Source organism: Vibrio antiquarius (assembly GCF_000024825.1).
In the GTDB taxonomy this organism is placed as follows: Bacteria; Pseudomonadota; Gammaproteobacteria; order Enterobacterales; family Vibrionaceae; genus Vibrio; species Vibrio diabolicus.
Genome location: NC_013456.1, coordinates 377,169 through 396,680 on the forward strand (window position 1 = coordinate 377,169; position 19,512 = coordinate 396,680).

Below are 19,512 nucleotides of genomic sequence, written 5' to 3' on the forward strand. Positions count from 1 at the left end.
TTCTAACTTCAGGCGAACCCCACTTGGGTTCAAATCCTTTGAAATACTGTCGACTAATAGTCGCCCAAGCGATGTAATAAACTCTAAAACGACGAAAGCCTGCTAAAAAGCAGGCTTTCTAATAGTGGTCGGTGAAGAGGGATTCGAACCCCCGACCCTCTGGTCCCAAACCAGATGCGCTACCAAACTGCGCTATTCACCGAGCATGTATTCTTTAAATAAAGAATGGGGTGGCTAACGAGACTTGAACTCGCGACAACCGGAATCACAATCCGGGGCTCTACCAACTGAGCTATAGCCACCATCAAATTGTCATGTTTACCGCTATCTCAGCCATAAACTAAATAGTGGTCGGTGAAGAGGGATTCGAACCCCCGACCCTCTGGTCCCAAACCAGATGCGCTACCAAACTGCGCTATTCACCGACGATGTTTTATCTTGATTTAATCAAGATTGGGAGCAATGCTACCGCATTCAATCTAAAAAAGAAAGAATGGGGTGGCTAACGAGACTTGAACTCGCGACAACCGGAATCACAATCCGGGGCTCTACCAACTGAGCTATAGCCACCACTGATTTTTACCGATGTATCCTCCGAGGCAATGGTACGCCCGAAAGGATTCGAACCTTCGACCTTTGGCTCCGGAGGCCAACGCTCTATCCAACTGAGCTACGGGCGCATGCCCTATCGGCGGAGTGGAATAATACGGATATCACACTATGCCGTCTAGTACTTTTTTTACTTTTTTTATCGTTTGGTCTCTTTTTCGACAGTTATCTTCCTTTAAACTGAATTTTTGATGTGATTCACGCCCTGTCATGGATAACTTGTTGTTTATTGCAACAAGTTATCGGGATATAATCACCCATTATTTACATTGATTTAACAGCTGCAACCAAGTTGTCTAATCATTCTATGCCATTCAGTGGAATTTAGTGATTTCTCTGCTCGGCATTAATACTCTAACTATATAAATAGGTAAGTCACTTACCTCGGGAATGTGAAGTGGGTTTAATGGATATGTCTCGACAAATGATTAGCGTTTTGTTCGCTGCCTTAACGTTTTCTACGGCAGCTTTAGCTTCTGACATCAGCCAAACTGAATACGATGCGATCGCAGAACGCATCCAACCTGTCGGTGATGTTTATCTAGCGGGTTCTGAGCCAGTGAAAGAAGAACCAACCGGTCCACGTGATGGCGCCACAGTTTATGGTACTTTTTGTATTGCTTGTCACGCATCTGGCGTAAACGGCGCACCTAAAACAGGTAATGCCGATGACTGGGCACCGCGTATTGCACAAGGCAAAGAGACGTTAGTGAAGCACGCGTTAGAAGGCTTCAATGCGATGCCTGCCAAAGGAACCTGTATGGACTGTTCTGACGATGAAATCATCGCAGCAATCGACCACATGATTGAAGGTCTATAAGTAAAGACATCAACGAAAAAGGCTTGCCAACTGGCAAGCCTTTTTGTTTTCAGTCAGTGAGAACAAGGTTACTCTACTTCTTAAACATTGCTCGAATATTGGCAATGTGTGCCTGACCTTTCGCCATACGCTCTTCTGCTGATACTGGCTTTTTGTTTACTTCCCATTCAACGTCATCAAATGGCAACTCATCCAAAAAGCGGCTTTGCGTCGGTTTGATCAACTCGCCGAACTGTCGACGCTCTTTGCACATAGTGAAAGTCAGTTCACGCTGCGCACGGGTAATGCCAACATACATCAGACGACGCTCTTCTTCGACGTTGTCTTCATCAATACTGGTTTGGTGCGGTAAAATACCTTCTTCAGACCCAATTAAGTATACATATGGGAACTCAAGGCCTTTTGATGCATGCAGCGTCATCAGTTGTACTGCATCGCTGTCTTCATCTTCTTCGCCACGTTCCATCATGTCACGCAAGGTCAAACGTTGAACGACTTCTTTTAACGTTTTCTCTTCTTGATCGTAGTTGTCACCTTCTAGGTCCGCCACTATCCAGGAGTAAAGATCAGAAACGTTCTTCATTCGCATTTCAGCGGCTTTCGGGCTTGCTGAAGTTTCGTATAACCAATCTTCGTAATGGATATCGCGAACCAAGGAGCGAACCGCTTCGACGGTATCGCCACGCTCAGCTTGGTCAGCAATCGCCACTAACCATTGAGTGAAACGACGTAAGTTTTCCAGGCCGCGTCCCGTTAAGTGCTGTTCGAGCCCCATTTCAAAACTCGACTCAAACAGGCTCTTCCCACGCATATTGGCATAACTGCCTAGCTTTTCTAACGTTACTGGGCCAATTTCACGTCGTGGTGTATTCACAATACGTAAGAATGCATTGTCGTCATCTGGATTAACCAAAACACGCAAATACGCCATGATGTCTTTAATTTCTACGCGTGCAAAAAACGAGGTGCCGCCAGAAATTTTATAAGGCACACGGTTTTGCATCAGAGACTTTTCAATTAAGCGCGATTGGTGGTTACCACGGTACAAAATTGCGTAATCACGATAGTCGGTTCGATTCAAGAATTTGTGTGCAATCAACTCCCCCGTGACACGCTCAGCCTCGTGCTCTTCATTTTTAGCCAACAACACTTTGAGTTTTTCACCGTCAGGAATTTCTGAAAATAAGGACTTCTCATAGACGTGAGGGTTGTTGGCTATCAAAATGTTGGCCGCACGCAGGATTCGACTCGTAGAGCGGTAGTTTTGCTCCAACTTAATCAATCGCAAATTCGGGTAATCTTCACCCAGCAAGACTAGGTTCTGAGGCTTCGCACCACGCCATGAATAAATGGACTGGTCATCATCTCCTACGACCGTCAATCGCCCACGTTCACCGACGATTAATTTCACCAACTCATATTGGCTCGTGTTGGTATCTTGGTACTCATCGACCAACAGATAGCGGATACGGTTCTGCCAACGTTGACGAACGTCTTCATGATTGCGCAAGAGTAAGACGGGCATCAAAATTAGGTCATCAAAATCGAGCGCGTTATAGGCTTTCATTTGCTTTTGGTACATATCAAAGCAGAACGCAAACAATTGTTGCTGCTCACCTTGCGCACGCGCTTTGGCTTGCTCTGGCGTCAACATGTCGTTTTTCCAATTGGAAATACAACTCAGAAGCTGACGTAGCAGGTCTTTATCACCATCAAGCTGCTTTTCGGTAAGTTCCTTGAGTAGCGCCAGTTGGTCTTGGTCATCAAACAGTGAAAAGCCCGCTTTCAATCCTAAATGCTTGTATTCGCGTTTGATGATGTTTAATCCCAAGGTGTGGAACGTTGATACCATCAAACCTTTAGACTCAGCTTTCCCCAACGTTTGGCCGACACGTTCTTTCATTTCACGCGCCGCTTTGTTGGTAAACGTCACCGCTGCAATATTACGCGCTTTGTAGCCACATTGCTGAACCAGATAAGCGATTTTATTGGTAATAACACGAGTTTTGCCCGAGCCAGCACCAGCTAGCACTAGGCATGGACCAGACACGTATTTCACGGCTTCATCTTGACTAGGGTTCAGCTTCATAGAAATTCTCTGCGGGTGATAAATGTGGCGCCTATGATAAAGGGGTGGCCTCGTGAAAGCTACGCTGATTTCTTGTAATTTTCATACCAACAAGCGCAACATTCTGTTGCATAAAAGGCGGGTATTTGAGCTATAATGAATGAACGTTCATTCACTAGTGGTAGGATTATGAAGGATAACCCTGCTGTAGATAAGCGAGAACAAATCTTAGTCGCTGCAGAGCAACTCATTGCTGAATCGGGCTTTCAAGGGCTTTCCATGCAAAAGCTCGCCAATGAAGCAGGTGTCGCAGCAGGAACGATTTATCGTTATTTCTCAGATAAAGAACATCTTTTGGAGGAATTACGCCTTAACGTTGCAAAGCGTGTCGCTACGGCTGTGCAACTGGGCGTGAGTGAAGAGATGCCTTTAAAACAGCGATATCGAACCATGTGGCTCAATATTTGGAATCTAGCGAGCTCGAATTTAAATGCGCTCAGCAATCGAGTTCAATATGAATCTCTACCCTGTTCAAATAGTAGCAAAACTCGGGAACTTGAAAGACAAATGTTTGCCCAAGTAGATCTTCTTTTTAATCAGGGGAAAGAAGAGGGCGTATTCAAGCCTCTCGATAACGAAGTGCTTTCTGGATTGAGTTTTGAGGCAAGTGTTGCACTTGCTAGGAAACACGCTTTGGGATTTTATCAACTGGATAAGGCGGCATTAGAAGCTGCTATTGAAGCCAGTTGGGATGCAATTATTAAACACTAACTTGGAGTTCTTAATAGAATGAAAAAGTGGATTTTGATGCTATCAATTGTTTTATTGCTTTTTGGTAGTGTTGTGACATACAGACTAATTGATATCAAAGACAAAATGGAACAGTTTGCCAATCGCCCTGAACCAGCATTCCCAGTAACCGTAACTGAAGTACAAGCGGTTGATTGGGTTCCTGCTATAGAGGCAATTGGCTTTATTGAACCAAACCAAGGGGTTACCGTTGCTAATGAAACTAGCGGTGTTATCGACAAAATCGCATTTGATTCCGGTACTCAAGTCAAAGCAGGCCAGCCATTAGTACTGCTTGACTCTGACGTTGAGAAAGCGAATTTAAAGAGCTCGCAAGCCAAGTTGCCAGCAGCAGAAGCGAAATACAAACGCTACCAAGGGCTATTTAAAAAAGGCTCTATTTCTAAAGAAGCGTATGACGAAGCAGAAGCGAACTACTTCTCCTTAAAAGCGGACATTGAAAGCTTGAAAGCGACCATCGACCGACGCGAAATCAAAGCGCCATTTGATGGTGTGGTAGGTATTCGTAACGTGTACCTAGGTCAGTACCTACAAGCGGGTACTGATATTGTTCGCCTGGAAGACACCAGCGTGATGCGCTTACGCTTTACCGTGCCGCAAACCGATATTTCACGTATCAACATCGACCAAGAAGTGGATATCTTCGTGGATGCCTACCCAGAACAGCCTTTCAAAGGTTCAATTTCTGCGATTGAGCCTGCGGTTAACGTACAAAGTGGCTTGATTCAGGTTCAAGCAGATATCCCTAACAGTGATGGCAAACTGCGTAGTGGTATGTTCGCACGTGCAAACATCATTCTGCCTAAATTAGAAAATCAGGTCACTCTGCCTCAAACTGCGATCACGTTTACGCTATACGGCGACAATGTTTACATCGTAACGGAAGAAGATGGCGAGAAACGCGTTAAGCAGCATGTGGTAAAAGTTGGCGAACGCTCTAAAGATATCGCACACATTCTAGAAGGCGTGAAGCCAGGTGATGTAGTGGTGACATCGGGTCAAGTCCGTTTAAGTAACCACGCAAAAGTAAGCATTGTCGAAAGCGATGCAACTACCCCACCTGCTGAAACACCAATGCTTTAAGTTGGAGGCATCATGCGCTTTACAGATGTTTTTATAAAACGTCCAGTTTTAGCGGTATCGATCAGTTTTTTGATTGCATTGCTTGGTTTGCAAGCCGTGTTCAAAATGCAAGTTCGTGAATACCCTGAAATGACGAATACAGTGGTCACCGTGACCACCAGTTACTACGGTGCAAGTGCCAACTTGATCCAGGGCTTTATTACTCAGCCATTGGAGCAAGCGGTGGCGCAAGCCGATAATATTGATTATATGACCTCGCAATCGGTGTTAGGTAAATCAACCATTACTGTCAACATGAAGTTGAATACCGACCCAAACGCGGCATTGGCTGACATCTTAGCGAAAACTAACTCGGTACGTTCCCAGCTTCCAAAAGAAGCCGAAGACCCGACCGTAACGATGTCGACCGGTTCTACTACCGCGGTATTGTATATTGGTTTTACCAGTGACGAGTTGTCTTCCAGCCAGATCACCGACTACCTTGAGCGTGTAATCAACCCACAGCTATTCACTGTAAATGGTGTATCAAAAGTCGACCTTTACGGTGGTATGAAATACGCGCTGCGCGTATGGCTAGATCCAGCCAAAATGGGCGCATTAAAGCTGACTGCAACGGATGTGATGAGCGTTCTTAACGCCAACAACTACCAATCTGCGACGGGTCAAGCGACGGGTGAGTTCGTGCTTTATAACGGTAGCGCGGATACTCAGGTATCAAACGTTGCTGAACTTGAAGCGTTGGTCGTAAAAACGGGTGAAGGGGACGTTATTCGCTTAGGTGATATCGCGAAGGTAACACTTGAGAAGAGTCACGACGTTTACCGTGCAAGTGCAAACGGCCAAGAAGCCGTGGTTGCTGCAATCAACGCCGCGCCAAGTGCCAACCCAATCAACATCGCTGCTGATGTGCTTGAATTATTACCTCAACTTGAGCGCAACTTACCAAGTAACATCAAAATGAACGTGATGTACGACTCTACCATTGCGATCAACGAGTCAATTCACGAAGTAGTGAAAACGATTCTTGAAGCGGCAATTATCGTACTTGTAGTGATTACACTGTTCCTAGGTTCGTTCCGTGCGGTCATCATTCCTATCGTCACTATTCCACTCTCTTTGATTGGTGTGGCGATGGTTATGCAGGCAATGGGCTTCTCTTGGAACTTAATGACACTACTAGCGATGGTACTTGCCATCGGCCTGGTGGTGGATGACGCGATCGTGGTGCTAGAAAACGTGGACCGTCATATCAAAGAAGGCGAGTCACCATTCCGTGCAGCAATCATTGGTACGCGCGAAATTGCTGTGCCAGTTATTGCGATGACATTAACGCTAGGTGCGGTATACGCACCAATCGCGTTGATGGGCGGTATTACGGGCTCGTTGTTCAAAGAGTTCGCTTTAACGCTAGCAGGTTCGGTATTTGTGTCCGGTATCATCGCTTTAACGCTATCACCTATGATGTGTTCAAAGATGCTGAAGGCGAACGAAAAGCCGAGCAAGTTTGAGCAAAAAGTTCACCATATCCTTGATGGCATGACTAATCGTTACGCAAATATGTTAAAAGCAGTAATGGCGAGCCGACCAGTGGTGATCGTATTTGCCATTATTGTATTTGCAAGCCTACCTGTTTTATTCAAGTTTATTCCTAGTGAACTAGCTCCTTCTGAAGATAAAGGTGTTGTTGTGCTCATAGGGACCGCACCATCGAATTCGAATTTGGACTACATCCAAAACACCATGGATGACGTGAATAAGATTCTCTCTGATCAACCAGAAGTAGAATACGCTCAGGTATTTAACGGTGTTCCGGATTCTAATCAAGCGTTTGGTTTAGCTACACTCAAACCATGGGGCGAACGAGAAGCGAGCCAAGCAGAAATCAAACAGCGTGTTGGTGGGCTTGTTTCGAGCATTCCGGGAATGTCTATTGCTGCCTACGAAATGCCGGAGCTACCAGGTGCTGGTTCAGGCCTTCCTGTACAGTTCGTAATTACAACACCAAACAACTTTGAAAGTTTGTTTACCGTTGCAAATGACATTCTGTCAGAAGTAGCAAGCAGTCCAATGTTTGTCTATTCCGATCTGGATCTGAAATATGATTCTGCAACGATGAAGATAAAGATCGATAAAGACAAAGCGGGTGCCTACGGTGTGACTATGCAAGACATTGGTATCACCCTCAGTACGATGATGGCAGATGGCTATGTAAACCGTATCGACCTAAATGGCCGTTCTTATGAGGTAATTCCTCAGGTTGAGCGTAAATGGCGTCTAAACCCAGAATCGATGAAGAACTACTATGTACGCTCTGTAGATGGTAAAGCGGTTCCATTAGGTAGTCTGATTACCATCGATGTGGTGGCCGAGCCTCGCTCTTTGCCACACTTCAACCAGTTAAACTCAGCGACTGTAGGTGCAGTTACTGGCCCTGGTGTCTCGATGGGAGATGCAGTTAATTGGTTTGAAAATATCGCACAAACCAAACTGCCTGCAGGCTATAACCACGATTACATGGGCGAATCTCGTCAGTTTGTGACAGAAGGTAGTGCCTTGTATGCAACCTTTGGCCTTGCACTTGCGATCATCTTCCTCGTTCTGGCGATTCAATTTGAATCACTCCGCGACCCTATTGTCATCATGGTATCTGTACCGCTAGCAATATGTGGTGCCTTGATCGCGTTGGCGTGGGGTACGGCCTCAATGAACATCTACTCACAGGTTGGTTTGATCACGCTGGTCGGCCTGATCACCAAGCACGGTATCTTGATCTGTGAAGTAGCCAAAGAAGAGCAGTTACATAATAAACTGTCTCGTATTGATGCGGTGATGGAGGCTGCGAAAGTGCGTCTTCGCCCTATCCTAATGACAACCGCAGCAATGATCGCAGGTCTGATCCCGCTGATGTACGCAACAGGTGCAGGCGCCGCACAACGTTTCAGTATCGGTATCGTCATCGTTGCTGGTCTAGCAATTGGTACATTGTTCACACTATTCGTACTACCTGTGATTTACAGCTACTTAGCTGAAAAACACAAACCACTGCCAGTATTTGTTGAAGACAAAGACTTGGAGAAGTTAGCACGAGTTGACGAAGCGAAAGCAGCCCACCGTGAATTAGCGGATAACAGATAAGCTTTTAAGGCATTCAAAAAGGTCACTTCGGTGACCTTTTTTATTGCCGCTCTCTTTTTTGCCATCTAAATGGCGACTTTCACGTATCATTTACTTAAAATGAGGACAAATCAAAAGGAGTTTTAGCCACTATGTTTGACCCAAAGAAATTAGAGCAAATTGCTAAACAGATTCACGACTCGATGCCTCAACCTGTAAAAGAGTTGGGCTCTGATGTTGATCAGAAGATTCGCCAAGTAATCCAAGGCCAACTGAATAAGCTAGATGTAGTAAGCCGCGAAGAGTTTGATGTTCAAACTCAAGTTTTACTGCGCACGCGTCAAAAACTGACAGAAATGGAACAGAAATTGGCGGAGCTTGAAGAGAAGCTTGCAGAAAAATAAGTGTTAAAACGCTCCTCACAAAGGAGCGTTTTTCTTATCGGCGCGCAGATAAATCGGCTAAAAACAAAAAGGCTTGGTCAACGGCGACCAAGCCTTTTGATTAGATGTTGTGTTTTATTTTGTATTTACCACTCCAGTCTGCCTGGAGTTCATTTAATATTTTCTCCGCTTTGCAGCAAAGAAAATTAGCCACCAACCGCGATGCGCTTCATATCTGTCATATAACCACGTAGTTCTTCACCGATGTATTCTACAGGGTGGTTGCGGATTGTTTCATTCACAGCGATAAGAGTCGCGTTATCCACTTGGTTAGACGTTTCACCTAGACCTTTACCAATGACGTCTGTACTAACAGAAGGCATGAATTTTTCACGCAGTAGCGGCGTTGCTACATTAGCAAATAGGTAGTTACCATATTCAGCCGTATCAGAGATAACCACGTTCATCTCGTATAAACGCTTACGTGCGATAGTGTTTGCGATAAGTGGCAGCTCGTGTAGAGACTCGTAGTAAGCAGACTCATCGATGATGCCAGATGCCGTCATTGCTTCGAATGCTAGCTCAACACCCGCACGAACCATAGCAACCATCAGGATACCGTTATCGAAGTACTCTTGCTCAGAGATTTCTACGTCAGTTTCTGGGTAGTTTTCGAAAGCAGTTTCACCCGTTTCTGCACGCCAGCCTAGTAGGTTCGCATCGTCGTTTGCCCAGTCAGCCATCATAGTGCTAGAGAAGTGACCTGTGATAATGTCATCCATGTGCTTGTTGTATAGCGGACGCATCAGCTCTTTTAGCTCTTCAGAAAGTTCAAATGCTTTCACTTTTGCAGGGTTCGTTAGGCGATCCATCATGTGAGTGATACCACCAAACTTCAGTGCTTCAGTGATGGTTTCCCAACCGTATTGAAGAAGCTTGCCTGCGTAGCCAGGATCGATACCATCAGCAATCATCTTCTCGTAACATACGATAGAGCCAGCCTGCAACATGCCACAAAGGATAGTTTGCTCACCCATTAGGTCAGATTTCACCTCAGCAACAAAAGAAGACTCTAGACAGCCTGCACGGTGACCACCTGTTGCTGCAGCCCAAGCTTTCGCGATATCCCAACCTTCACCTTTTGGGTCGTTCTCTGGGTGAACAGCGATAAGAGTCGGTACACCGAAACCGCGCTTGTATTCTTCACGAACTTCCGTACCTGGACATTTAGGTGCAACCATTACTACCGTTAGGTCTTTACGGATTTGCATTCCTTCTTCAACAACGTTGAAACCGTGAGAGTAACCTAGTGCTGCGCCTTCTTTCATTAACGGCATTACCGTCTCAACAACGTTTGTGTGCTGCTTATCTGGAGTAAGGTTTACTACTAGATCAGCTTGTGGAATTAGCGTTTCGTAGCTACCTACCTCAAAACCGTTGTCTTTTGCGTTTTTGAATGACTGGCGTTGCTCATCAATCGCGGCTTGGCGAAGCGCATAAGCAACGTCTAGACCAGAGTCGCGCATGTTCAGACCTTGGTTAAGACCTTGAGCACCACAACCTACAATGACTACTTTCTTACCTTTCAGATAATCCGCTTCTGAAGCGAACTCACTGCGATCCATAAAACGACAACGACCTAATTGGTCCAACTGCTCGCGCAAGTTTAGGGTATTGAAATAATTAGCCATCTGGGTGCTCCTTTGAGATTCTTCCATTGAGGTCAGTAATTGCCTTACCGAATAACTTCATACTAAAACAGACATGAGATTGCTTAAAGTGATATATTCACAATTAGTTATTGCAATTTATGCAACATGGAAATGAAAATTTAATGAATATCAAAAGCCTGCAACTTTTCATTCATCTCTGTGAGAGTAAAAGTTTCGCCAAGACCGCAGCGGCAATGCATATTAGCCCTTCAGCCTTAAGCCGACAGATACAAAAATTAGAGGAGGAAACCAGCCAACAATTGTTTTTACGCGACAACCGTAGCGTTGATTTAACTATCCAAGGTAAAAAGCTAGTCCCAGTTGCCTTAAAGATTCTTGGCGAATGGCAGCAGTATCAGAGTCACCTGAAGGGAACCGAGGATGAATTGAAAGGAGAAATCCGTCTCTTTTGTTCTGTTACTGCAAGCTACAGCCATCTTCCGGAGCTAATCTCTGACTTTCGTATTCAGAACCCTTTCATTGAGTTCAAACTATCAACCGGCGATCCAGCTCAAGCGATCGACAAAATACTAGCAGATGAAGCCGATATTGCCATATCAGCCAAGTCAGAACAGATGCCAAATAAAATCGCATTTGAAACGATCAGTGAAATCCCACTTTCTGTCATCGTACCTGTTGGGGTTAGTGCGTTTGCTGAAGAGCTACAAAAAGAAAAACCAGACTGGTCGGTCATTCCATTCATACTCCCAGAAGCAGGAACGGCAAGGGACAGGGCCAATACTTGGCTCAAACAAATGAAAATAAAGCCAAAGATCTACGCACAAACCTCCGGACATGAAGCCATCGTAAGTATGGTTGCATTGGGATGTGGAGTAGGTATCGCACCTGATGTTGTAATCAACAACAGTCCGGTAAGAGAAAAGATAAATCGTTTAAAAGTCTTACCAATTAAACCTTTTAAACTTGGTGTTTGCTGCAACAAAACTCAGCTGGAAAATCCGCTTGTTAAAGCCTTTTGGAAGGTTGCAGAGAGCAAGTATATCGCACCTTAGATGAACACTTTTTAGGTATAAAGTGAGCTAATTTTAAAACTCTATAGATGCAAAAAAGCCCGCTCTTTCGAGCGGGCTTCTTAAATTTAAAGCCTGGCGATGTCCTACTCTCACATGGGGAAGCCCCACACTACCATCGGCGCTATTTCGTTTCACTTCTGAGTTCGGCATGGAAATCAGGTGGGTCCAAAACGCTATGGTCGCCAAGCAAATTCTTTAATTCGGAAAGCTGTTTTTAATTCTCGTTCTTACACATTCAACGTTCTTAGTTGAGTCCATCAAAACCCCTTGGGTGTTGTATGGTTAAGCCTCACGGGCAATTAGTACAGGTTAGCTCAACGCCTCACAACGCTTACACACCCTGCCTATCAACGTCGTAGTCTACGACAACCCTTTAGGATACTTAAAGTATCAGGGAGAACTCATCTCAAGGCTCGCTTCCCGCTTAGATGCTTTCAGCGGTTATCGATCCCGAACTTAGCTACCGGGCAATGCGTCTGGCGACACAACCCGAACACCAGAGGTTCGTCCACTCCGGTCCTCTCGTACTAGGAGCAGCCCCTTTCAATTCTCCAACGCCCACGGCAGATAGGGACCGAACTGTCTCACGACGTTCTAAACCCAGCTCGCGTACCACTTTAAATGGCGAACAGCCATACCCTTGGGACCGACTTCAGCCCCAGGATGTGATGAGCCGACATCGAGGTGCCAAACACCGCCGTCGATATGAACTCTTGGGCGGTATCAGCCTGTTATCCCCGGAGTACCTTTTATCCGTTGAGCGATGGCCCTTCCATTCAGAACCACCGGATCACTATGACCTGCTTTCGCACCTGCTCGAATTGTCATTCTCGCAGTCAAGCGGGCTTATGCCATTGCACTAACCTCACGATGTCCAACCGTGATTAGCCCACCTTCGTGCTCCTCCGTTACGCTTTGGGAGGAGACCGCCCCAGTCAAACTACCCACCAGGCACTGTCCGCAACCCCGATAAGGGGTCGACGTTAGAACATCAACACTACAAGGGTGGTATTTCAAGGACGGCTCCACGCAATCTAGCGACTGCGCTTCAAAGCCTCCCACCTATCCTACACATGTAGGGTCAATGTTCAGTGCCAAGCTGTAGTAAAGGTTCACGGGGTCTTTCCGTCTAGCCGCGGGTACACTGCATCTTCACAGCGATTTCAATTTCACTGAGTCTCGGGTGGAGACAGCGTGGCCATCATTACGCCATTCGTGCAGGTCGGAACTTACCCGACAAGGAATTTCGCTACCTTAGGACCGTTATAGTTACGGCCGCCGTTTACCGGGGCTTCGATCAAGAGCTTCGACCGAAGTCTAACCCCATCAATTAACCTTCCGGCACCGGGCAGGCGTCACACCGTATACGTCATCTTGCGATTTTGCACAGTGCTGTGTTTTTAATAAACAGTTGCAGCCACCTGGTATCTGCGACTCTCAATAGCTCCATCCGCGAGGGACTTCACCGTCGAGAGCGTACCTTCTCCCGAAGTTACGGTACCATTTTGCCTAGTTCCTTCACCCGAGTTCTCTCAAGCGCCTTGGTATTCTCTACCCGACCACCTGTGTCGGTTTGGGGTACGATTCCTTACAATCTGAAGCTTAGAGGCTTTTCCTGGAAGCATGGCATCAATGACTTCACATCCGTAGATGCTCGACGTCGTGTCTCAGCCTTAGAAAGAGCCGGATTTACCTAACTCTTCAGCCTACGCACTTGAACCTGGACAACCGTCGCCAGGCCCACCTAGCCTTCTCCGTCCCCCCATCGCAATTGTAAGAAGTACGGGAATATTAACCCGTTTCCCATCGACTACGCCTTTCGGCCTCGCCTTAGGGGTCGACTTACCCTGCCCCGATTAACGTTGGACAGGAACCCTTGGTCTTCCGGCGAGGAGGTTTTTCACCCCCTTTATCGTTACTCATGTCAGCATTCGCACTTCTGATACGTCCAGCATGCGTTACCACACACCTTCAACCGCTTACAGAACGCTCCCCTACCCAATACTCAAAGAGTATTGCCGCAGCTTCGGTTTACTACTTAGCCCCGTTACATCTTCCGCGCAGGCCGACTCGACCAGTGAGCTATTACGCTTTCTTTAAATGATGGCTGCTTCTAAGCCAACATCCTGGCTGTCTGAGCCTTCCCACATCGTTTCCCACTTAGTAGTAATTTGGGACCTTAGCTGGCGGTCTGGGTTGTTTCCCTCTCCACGACGGACGTTAGCACCCGCCGTGTGTCTCCCGGATAGTACTTACTGGTATTCGGAGTTTGCAAAGGGTTGGTAAGTCGGGATGACCCCCTAGCCTTAACAGTGCTCTACCCCCAGTAGTATTCGTCCGAGGCGCTACCTAAATAGCTTTCGGGGAGAACCAGCTATCTCCAGGTTTGATTGGCCTTTCACCCCTAGCCACAAGTCATCCGCTAATTTTTCAACATTAGTCGGTTCGGTCCTCCAGTTGATGTTACTCAACCTTCAACCTGCCCATGGCTAGATCACCTGGTTTCGGGTCTATATCCAGAGACTGAACGCCCAGTTAAGACTCGGTTTCCCTACGGCTCCCCTAGATGGTTAACCTTGCCACTGAATATAAGTCGCTGACCCATTATACAAAAGGTACGCAGTCACAGGACAAAGCCTGCTCCTACTGCTTGTACGTACACGGTTTCAGGTTCTATTTCACTCCCCTCACAGGGGTTCTTTTCGCCTTTCCCTCACGGTACTGGTTCACTATCGGTCAGTCAGTAGTATTTAGCCTTGGAGGATGGTCCCCCCATATTCAGACAGGATATCACGTGTCCCGCCCTACTCGATTTCACTGAATATGCGTCGTCAGTTACGGGGCTATCACCCTGTATCGCCAAGCTTTCCAGCTTGTTCACCTAACGCCTATAAAGCTTAAGGGCTAGTCCAATTTCGCTCGCCGCTACTTTCGGAATCTCGGTTGATTTCTTTTCCTCGGGGTACTTAGATGTTTCAGTTCCCCCGGTTCGCCTCGTTATGCTATGTATTCACATAACGATACTTACTTATGTAAGTGGGTTTCCCCATTCGGAAATCCCAGACTCAAGTGGTTTTTACTACCTAATCTGGGCTTATCGCAAGTTAATACGTCCTTCATCGCCTCTGACTGCCAAGGCATCCACCGTGTACGCTTAGTCACTTAACCATACAACCCGAAGGAGTTTCGAATTGATGTTAAACAACCAAAGTTGTCTCTCATTATTTGAATGAGCGAGAGACATATCGATTTTGCCGGACTCAAATTCCAAGAACACTTGAATGTGTTTTTTGGTGTTTATCTTTCGATAAACATTGAGAACTTTACAAACAATCTTAAAGATTGTTTTGTCAGCTTTCCAAATTGTTAAAGAGCTATGTTTCTTCACAAGGAAGTTACATTTTCTAAAGACTTTCAGAGTCAAAAATGCCAACCAGTATCAATTTCTTGTTCTGGTTTGGACGTTTTATTCCAAAAATACTTAGAGAATGGTGGGCGATACCGGGCTCGAACCAGTGACCCCCTGCTTGTAAGGCAGGTGCTCTCCCAACTGAGCTAATCGCCCACATTATTTTGATTTCCGTGGAAGGAAATGGTGGGTCGTGCAGGATTCGAACCTGCGACCAATTGATTAAAAGTCAACTGCTCTACCAACTGAGCTAACGACCCAATGGTATCCCGTAGGGGAGTCGAACCCCTGTTACCGCCGTGAAAGGGCGGTGTCCTAGGCCTCTAGACGAACGGGACACTAAGTTGAACATCTTGGGGGATGTTCTATCTCTTAAACTTCATAAACCGTATCAATCTGTGTGAACACTCATCGCAATAATCATCGTATAAGGAGGTGATCCAGCGCCAGGTTCCCCTAGCGCTACCTTGTTACGACTTCACCCCAGTCATGAACCACAAAGTGGTAAGCGTCCCCCCGAAGGTTAAACTACCTACTTCTTTTGCAGCCCACTCCCATGGTGTGACGGGCGGTGTGTACAAGGCCCGGGAACGTATTCACCGTGGCATTCTGATCCACGATTACTAGCGATTCCGACTTCATGGAGTCGAGTTGCAGACTCCAATCCGGACTACGACGCACTTTTTGGGATTCGCTCACTTTCGCAAGTTGGCTGCCCTCTGTATGCGCCATTGTAGCACGTGTGTAGCCCTACTCGTAAGGGCCATGATGACTTGACGTCGTCCCCACCTTCCTCCGGTTTATCACCGGCAGTCTCCCTGGAGTTCCCGACATTACTCGCTGGCAAACAAGGATAAGGGTTGCGCTCGTTGCGGGACTTAACCCAACATTTCACAACACGAGCTGACGACAGCCATGCAGCACCTGTCTCAGAGTTCCCGAAGGCACCAATCCATCTCTGGAAAGTTCTCTGGATGTCAAGAGTAGGTAAGGTTCTTCGCGTTGCATCGAATTAAACCACATGCTCCACCGCTTGTGCGGGCCCCCGTCAATTCATTTGAGTTTTAATCTTGCGACCGTACTCCCCAGGCGGTCTACTTAACGCGTTAGCTCCGAAAGCCACGGCTCAAGGCCACAACCTCCAAGTAGACATCGTTTACGGCGTGGACTACCAGGGTATCTAATCCTGTTTGCTCCCCACGCTTTCGCATCTGAGTGTCAGTATCTGTCCAGGGGGCCGCCTTCGCCACCGGTATTCCTTCAGATCTCTACGCATTTCACCGCTACACCTGAAATTCTACCCCCCTCTACAGTACTCTAGTCTGCCAGTTTCAAATGCTATTCCGAGGTTGAGCCCCGGGCTTTCACATCTGACTTAACAAACCACCTGCATGCGCTTTACGCCCAGTAATTCCGATTAACGCTCGCACCCTCCGTATTACCGCGGCTGCTGGCACGGAGTTAGCCGGTGCTTCTTCTGCAGCTAACGTCAAACGAGCACGCTATTAACGTACCCGCCTTCCTCACTGCTGAAAGTACTTTACAACCCGAAGGCCTTCTTCATACACGCGGCATGGCTGCATCAGGCTTGCGCCCATTGTGCAATATTCCCCACTGCTGCCTCCCGTAGGAGTCTGGACCGTGTCTCAGTTCCAGTGTGGCTGATCATCCTCTCAGACCAGCTAGGGATCGTCGCCTTGGTGAGCCCTTACCTCACCAACTAGCTAATCCCACCTAGGCATATCCTGACGCGAGAGGCCCGAAGGTCCCCCTCTTTGGCCCGTAGGCATCATGCGGTATTAGCCATCGTTTCCAATGGTTATCCCCCACATCAGGGCAATTTCCTAGGCATTACTCACCCGTCCGCCGCTCGACGCCGTTATCCTTCCCCGAAGGTTCAGATAACTCGTTTCCGCTCGACTTGCATGTGTTAGGCCTGCCGCCAGCGTTCAATCTGAGCCATGATCAAACTCTTCAATTTAAGATTTTGTTCGGCTCAATGAATACTGAACATTACATAAAGTAATGTTTGAATTGACTGTGCTGAATCCGAAGATTCAATGGTCACTTCGTATCATTGAAACCTAATTTGAAACCGAAGTTTCTAATTGGATTATCATCAACGAGTGCCCACACAGATTGATAGGTCTATATTGTTAAAGAGCTTTTCCTGTTGAGCTTTGCTCAAAACAGGACGGCCATTTTAGCGAGTTAAAGTTTAGTGTCAATCACTTTTTCAAACTTTCTTCAAGCGTTTCCGCTTGGCTAATTTGGCTTGCTAACCTCGACTTCGTTTTTTTCGAAGCGTTGCCGTGTCAGCGAGGTGGCATTATAGAGATTGCGATCACATTGGCAAGCCCTTTTTAACATTTTTTTTGATTTTTTTATCGTTCGGATAAATTTGCATCAAAAGCGGTCAAAAGAGCACGTTATTTCTACAGTTCTCTGAATTTATCTGCGAAAAGAGCCACTTTTTCCCAATTGGTGTATTCCACTTCTTTGGTTGTATCGGTTTCGCCACCTGTCATCGACATAATGAACCTAATCATAGTTCTGTCGAACCAGCTGTAACGTGGGTAATAAAGTGCACCAGCAAAAACACCGATTAGCGTTGGTTTCCAAGGCGACTTAATTAGAAACTTGCGAATGTAAGCACTACCTTCAGGTGTATCCTTTCCTTGGTCCTCTTTACGAGCGGTTAGGTTTACGCAGAAAAATGCCACTTTATTTTGCTCCAATTGATTGAGATTTCGCTCAATAAACTGGTATAGCTTTTTATTAAGATGACCATAACGAATAGAGGCGCCTATCAATACTCTGTCGTATTGACTGAAGTCAATCGTCTCGACATTATGTAAATCCACCAGCTCACACTCGAAGTCTGGAAGTTGTTCATCTATATAGTGGAGAATTTTTTTAGTCTGCCCTTCGCGGGAAGAGTATAGAAATAATGCTTTTGCCACGATTTCCCCTTAGCTACGCCAAAACGTCGGCGTAAGTAGAATAAGTAAGGTAAAGATTTCCAAACGACCAAACAACATAGAAACAATCAATACCCATTTTGCTTTGTCGTTAACATCACCAAAGTGAAGCGCCACTTCTCCCAAGCCAGGACCGAGGTTGTTCAGAGTCGCAGCCACCGCCGAGAACGCACTTAACTCGTCCATCCCTGTAGCAATCAAGCCCAACATACAAACCACAAATACCAATGCGTATGCGGAGAAGAAGCCCCAAACCGCATCAACAACACGTTGCGGTAGGGCACTGCCACCTACTTTGATGGTGTAAACCGCGCGTGGATGGACTAAACGTTTTAGTTCACGCGCACCTTGTAAGGTAAGAAGCAGGATACGGATCACTTTCATGCCGCCGCCTGTTGAACCAGCACAACCACCTATAAAGGAAGAGAACAATAACAGCACAGGTAAGAAGAGCGGCCAATCCGCAAAACCTGTTGTCGTAAAGCCCGCTGTTGTGGATATTGATACGGTTTGGAACAGAGCCTGATCGAAAGCATCGTATGTCGATGTGTAAGAGTGATGTTTCAGTAATAATAGAAAGCAAATGACAAATAGCAGCACTTGAATAAACAAGAAGGCGCGAAACTCAGGATCTTTCCAGTAATACTTGGGATGTACACCACCTGATGCAAATGCAGCAAAGTGCAGCGTGTAGTTACATGCAGATATAAGCAGAAAAACCACGGTAATTAGGTTAATCGCGTAACTATCAAAGTATCCAATGCTGGCATCGTGGGTAGAGAAGCCACCAATGGCAATGGTGGAAAAGCTGTGACTGATGGCGTCAAATGGCGTCATACCAGCTAACCAAAAAGCCGAAGCACAGGCGATAGTCAGGCTCAAATAGATGTACCAAAGCGCCTTAGCAGTTTCTGCTATGCGCGGCGTCACTTTAGTGTCCTTGACTGGACCAGGGATCTCGGCGCGGTAAAGCTGCATACCACCAATGCCAAGTACTGGCAAAATCGCCACCGCTAATACGATGATTCCCATACCGCCGAACCACTGCAGTAACTGTCGATAGAATAGAATCGCTTTAGGTAACTCATCCAAACCAACAATAACGGTCGCCCCAGTCGTAGTGAGAGCAGAAAACGATTCAAAAAACGCATCCGTGACTGAGACGTTCGGGTTGTCAGCTATTAGAAAGGGGATCGAGCCTGCGCTGCCAAGTACTGTCCAGAACAGAACGACAATAAGAAAGCCATCTCGAGCTTTAAGCTCGTGCTTATACCTGCGGTTTGGGTACCAACAAACGGCCCCACAAAACAGCAGAACAAAAAATGTCGTAACAAAAGGCACACCTGCACCATCTCGATAGATCAGCGCAACGAGTGCTGGCGCAAGCATAGTGACACTAAAGAGTGCGAGCAGTAGCCCGACGATTCGAATAATTGAACGAAATTGCATGGATAAATTGACTAGCGAAGCTGTCCCTGTTGCTTCCTGT

The 19,512-nt window shown here is 46.5% G+C and carries 10 protein-coding genes, 8 tRNA genes and 3 rRNA genes; 6 read left to right on the forward strand and 15 right to left on the reverse strand.

The window, feature by feature from the left end:
- Positions 1-125 precede the first annotated feature (125 nt).
- The 5 genes from VEA_RS01795 to VEA_RS01815 form a co-directional block, all read right to left on the reverse strand.
- A tRNA-Pro gene (locus VEA_RS01795) sits at positions 126-202 on the reverse strand.
- Between the two features lie 24 nt (positions 203-226).
- A tRNA-His gene (locus tag VEA_RS01800) sits at positions 227-302 on the reverse strand.
- Positions 303-348: 46 nt separating this feature from the next.
- A tRNA-Pro gene (locus VEA_RS01805) sits at positions 349-425 on the reverse strand.
- A 69-nt stretch (positions 426-494) separates the two neighbouring features.
- Positions 495-570 (reverse strand) — tRNA-His (locus VEA_RS01810).
- Positions 571-603: 33 nt separating this feature from the next.
- A tRNA-Arg gene (locus VEA_RS01815) sits at positions 604-680 on the reverse strand.
- Between the two features lie 335 nt (positions 681-1,015).
- Between VEA_RS01815 and VEA_RS01820 the strand changes: the two genes are divergently transcribed.
- Positions 1,016-1,429 carry a c-type cytochrome gene (locus VEA_RS01820; protein WP_012841248.1) on the forward strand — a complete coding sequence of 138 codons (414 nt, stop codon included), beginning with the start codon at positions 1,016-1,018 and terminating at the stop codon, positions 1,427-1,429.
- 73 nt (positions 1,430-1,502) lie between these two features.
- On the opposite strand, the gene rep is transcribed toward VEA_RS01820, so the two are convergent.
- Positions 1,503-3,518 carry a DNA helicase Rep gene (gene rep, locus VEA_RS01825; protein ID WP_006743291.1) on the reverse strand — a complete coding sequence of 672 codons (2,016 nt, stop codon included), beginning with the start codon at positions 3,516-3,518 and terminating at the stop codon, positions 1,503-1,505.
- A gap of 168 nt (positions 3,519-3,686) precedes the next feature.
- On the opposite strand from rep, the gene VEA_RS01830 reads away from it, so the two are divergent.
- From VEA_RS01830 to ubiK, 4 genes are all read left to right on the forward strand, one after another.
- On the forward strand, positions 3,687-4,268 hold the full coding sequence (locus tag VEA_RS01830) for a TetR/AcrR family transcriptional regulator (protein WP_012841249.1): 582 nt from the start codon (positions 3,687-3,689) through the stop codon (positions 4,266-4,268).
- Between the two features lie 18 nt (positions 4,269-4,286).
- Positions 4,287-5,390: an efflux RND transporter periplasmic adaptor subunit gene (locus VEA_RS01835; RefSeq protein ID WP_012841250.1), complete on the forward strand. Its 1,104-nt coding sequence runs from the start codon at positions 4,287-4,289 to the stop codon at positions 5,388-5,390.
- Positions 5,391-5,402: 12 nt separating this feature from the next.
- Complete coding sequence (gene vmeD, locus VEA_RS01840) at positions 5,403-8,525, forward strand: multidrug efflux RND transporter permease subunit VmeD (protein ID WP_006743289.1); 3,123 nt, start codon at positions 5,403-5,405, stop codon at positions 8,523-8,525.
- 131 nt (positions 8,526-8,656) lie between these two features.
- Complete coding sequence (gene ubiK / locus VEA_RS01845; protein ID WP_012841251.1) at positions 8,657-8,908, forward strand: ubiquinone biosynthesis accessory factor UbiK; 252 nt, start codon at positions 8,657-8,659, stop codon at positions 8,906-8,908.
- 185 nt (positions 8,909-9,093) lie between these two features.
- Here ubiK and ilvC read toward each other — a convergent pair whose 3' ends face one another.
- Positions 9,094-10,578 carry a ketol-acid reductoisomerase gene (gene ilvC, locus VEA_RS01850; RefSeq protein WP_012841252.1) on the reverse strand — a complete coding sequence of 495 codons (1,485 nt, stop codon included), beginning with the start codon at positions 10,576-10,578 and terminating at the stop codon, positions 9,094-9,096.
- 143 nt (positions 10,579-10,721) lie between these two features.
- On the opposite strand from ilvC, the gene ilvY reads away from it, so the two are divergent.
- Positions 10,722-11,612 carry an HTH-type transcriptional activator IlvY gene (gene ilvY / locus VEA_RS01855; RefSeq protein WP_005379097.1) on the forward strand — a complete coding sequence of 297 codons (891 nt, stop codon included), beginning with the start codon at positions 10,722-10,724 and terminating at the stop codon, positions 11,610-11,612.
- A gap of 91 nt (positions 11,613-11,703) precedes the next feature.
- On the opposite strand, the gene rrf is transcribed toward ilvY, so the two are convergent.
- The 8 genes from rrf to VEA_RS01895 all read right to left on the reverse strand — a co-directional run bounded on the left by rrf (position 11,704) and on the right by VEA_RS01895 (position 19,472).
- Positions 11,704-11,820, reverse strand: a 5S ribosomal RNA gene (rrf, locus tag VEA_RS01860).
- Positions 11,821-11,911: 91 nt separating this feature from the next.
- Positions 11,912-14,801, reverse strand: a 23S ribosomal RNA gene (locus VEA_RS01865).
- A gap of 321 nt (positions 14,802-15,122) precedes the next feature.
- Positions 15,123-15,198: transfer RNA gene (locus tag VEA_RS01870), tRNA-Val, on the reverse strand.
- A gap of 28 nt (positions 15,199-15,226) precedes the next feature.
- A tRNA-Lys gene (locus VEA_RS01875) sits at positions 15,227-15,302 on the reverse strand.
- A 2-nt stretch (positions 15,303-15,304) separates the two neighbouring features.
- Positions 15,305-15,380 (reverse strand) — tRNA-Glu (locus VEA_RS01880).
- A gap of 90 nt (positions 15,381-15,470) precedes the next feature.
- Positions 15,471-17,023, reverse strand: a 16S ribosomal RNA gene (locus VEA_RS01885).
- Together the 16S, 23S and 5S rRNA genes with 3 tRNA genes alongside form the textbook arrangement of a ribosomal RNA operon.
- A 454-nt stretch (positions 17,024-17,477) precedes the next feature.
- A complete protein-coding gene (gene hemG, locus VEA_RS01890) occupies positions 17,478-18,005 on the reverse strand; it encodes a menaquinone-dependent protoporphyrinogen IX dehydrogenase (RefSeq protein WP_012841253.1) in 528 nt (175 codons plus the stop codon).
- A gap of 9 nt (positions 18,006-18,014) precedes the next feature.
- Positions 18,015-19,472 (reverse strand): TrkH family potassium uptake protein, encoded by a 1,458-nt coding sequence (locus VEA_RS01895; protein ID WP_006743175.1) that lies wholly within the window; start codon positions 19,470-19,472, stop codon positions 18,015-18,017.
- Positions 19,473-19,512: the final 40 nt, after the last annotated feature.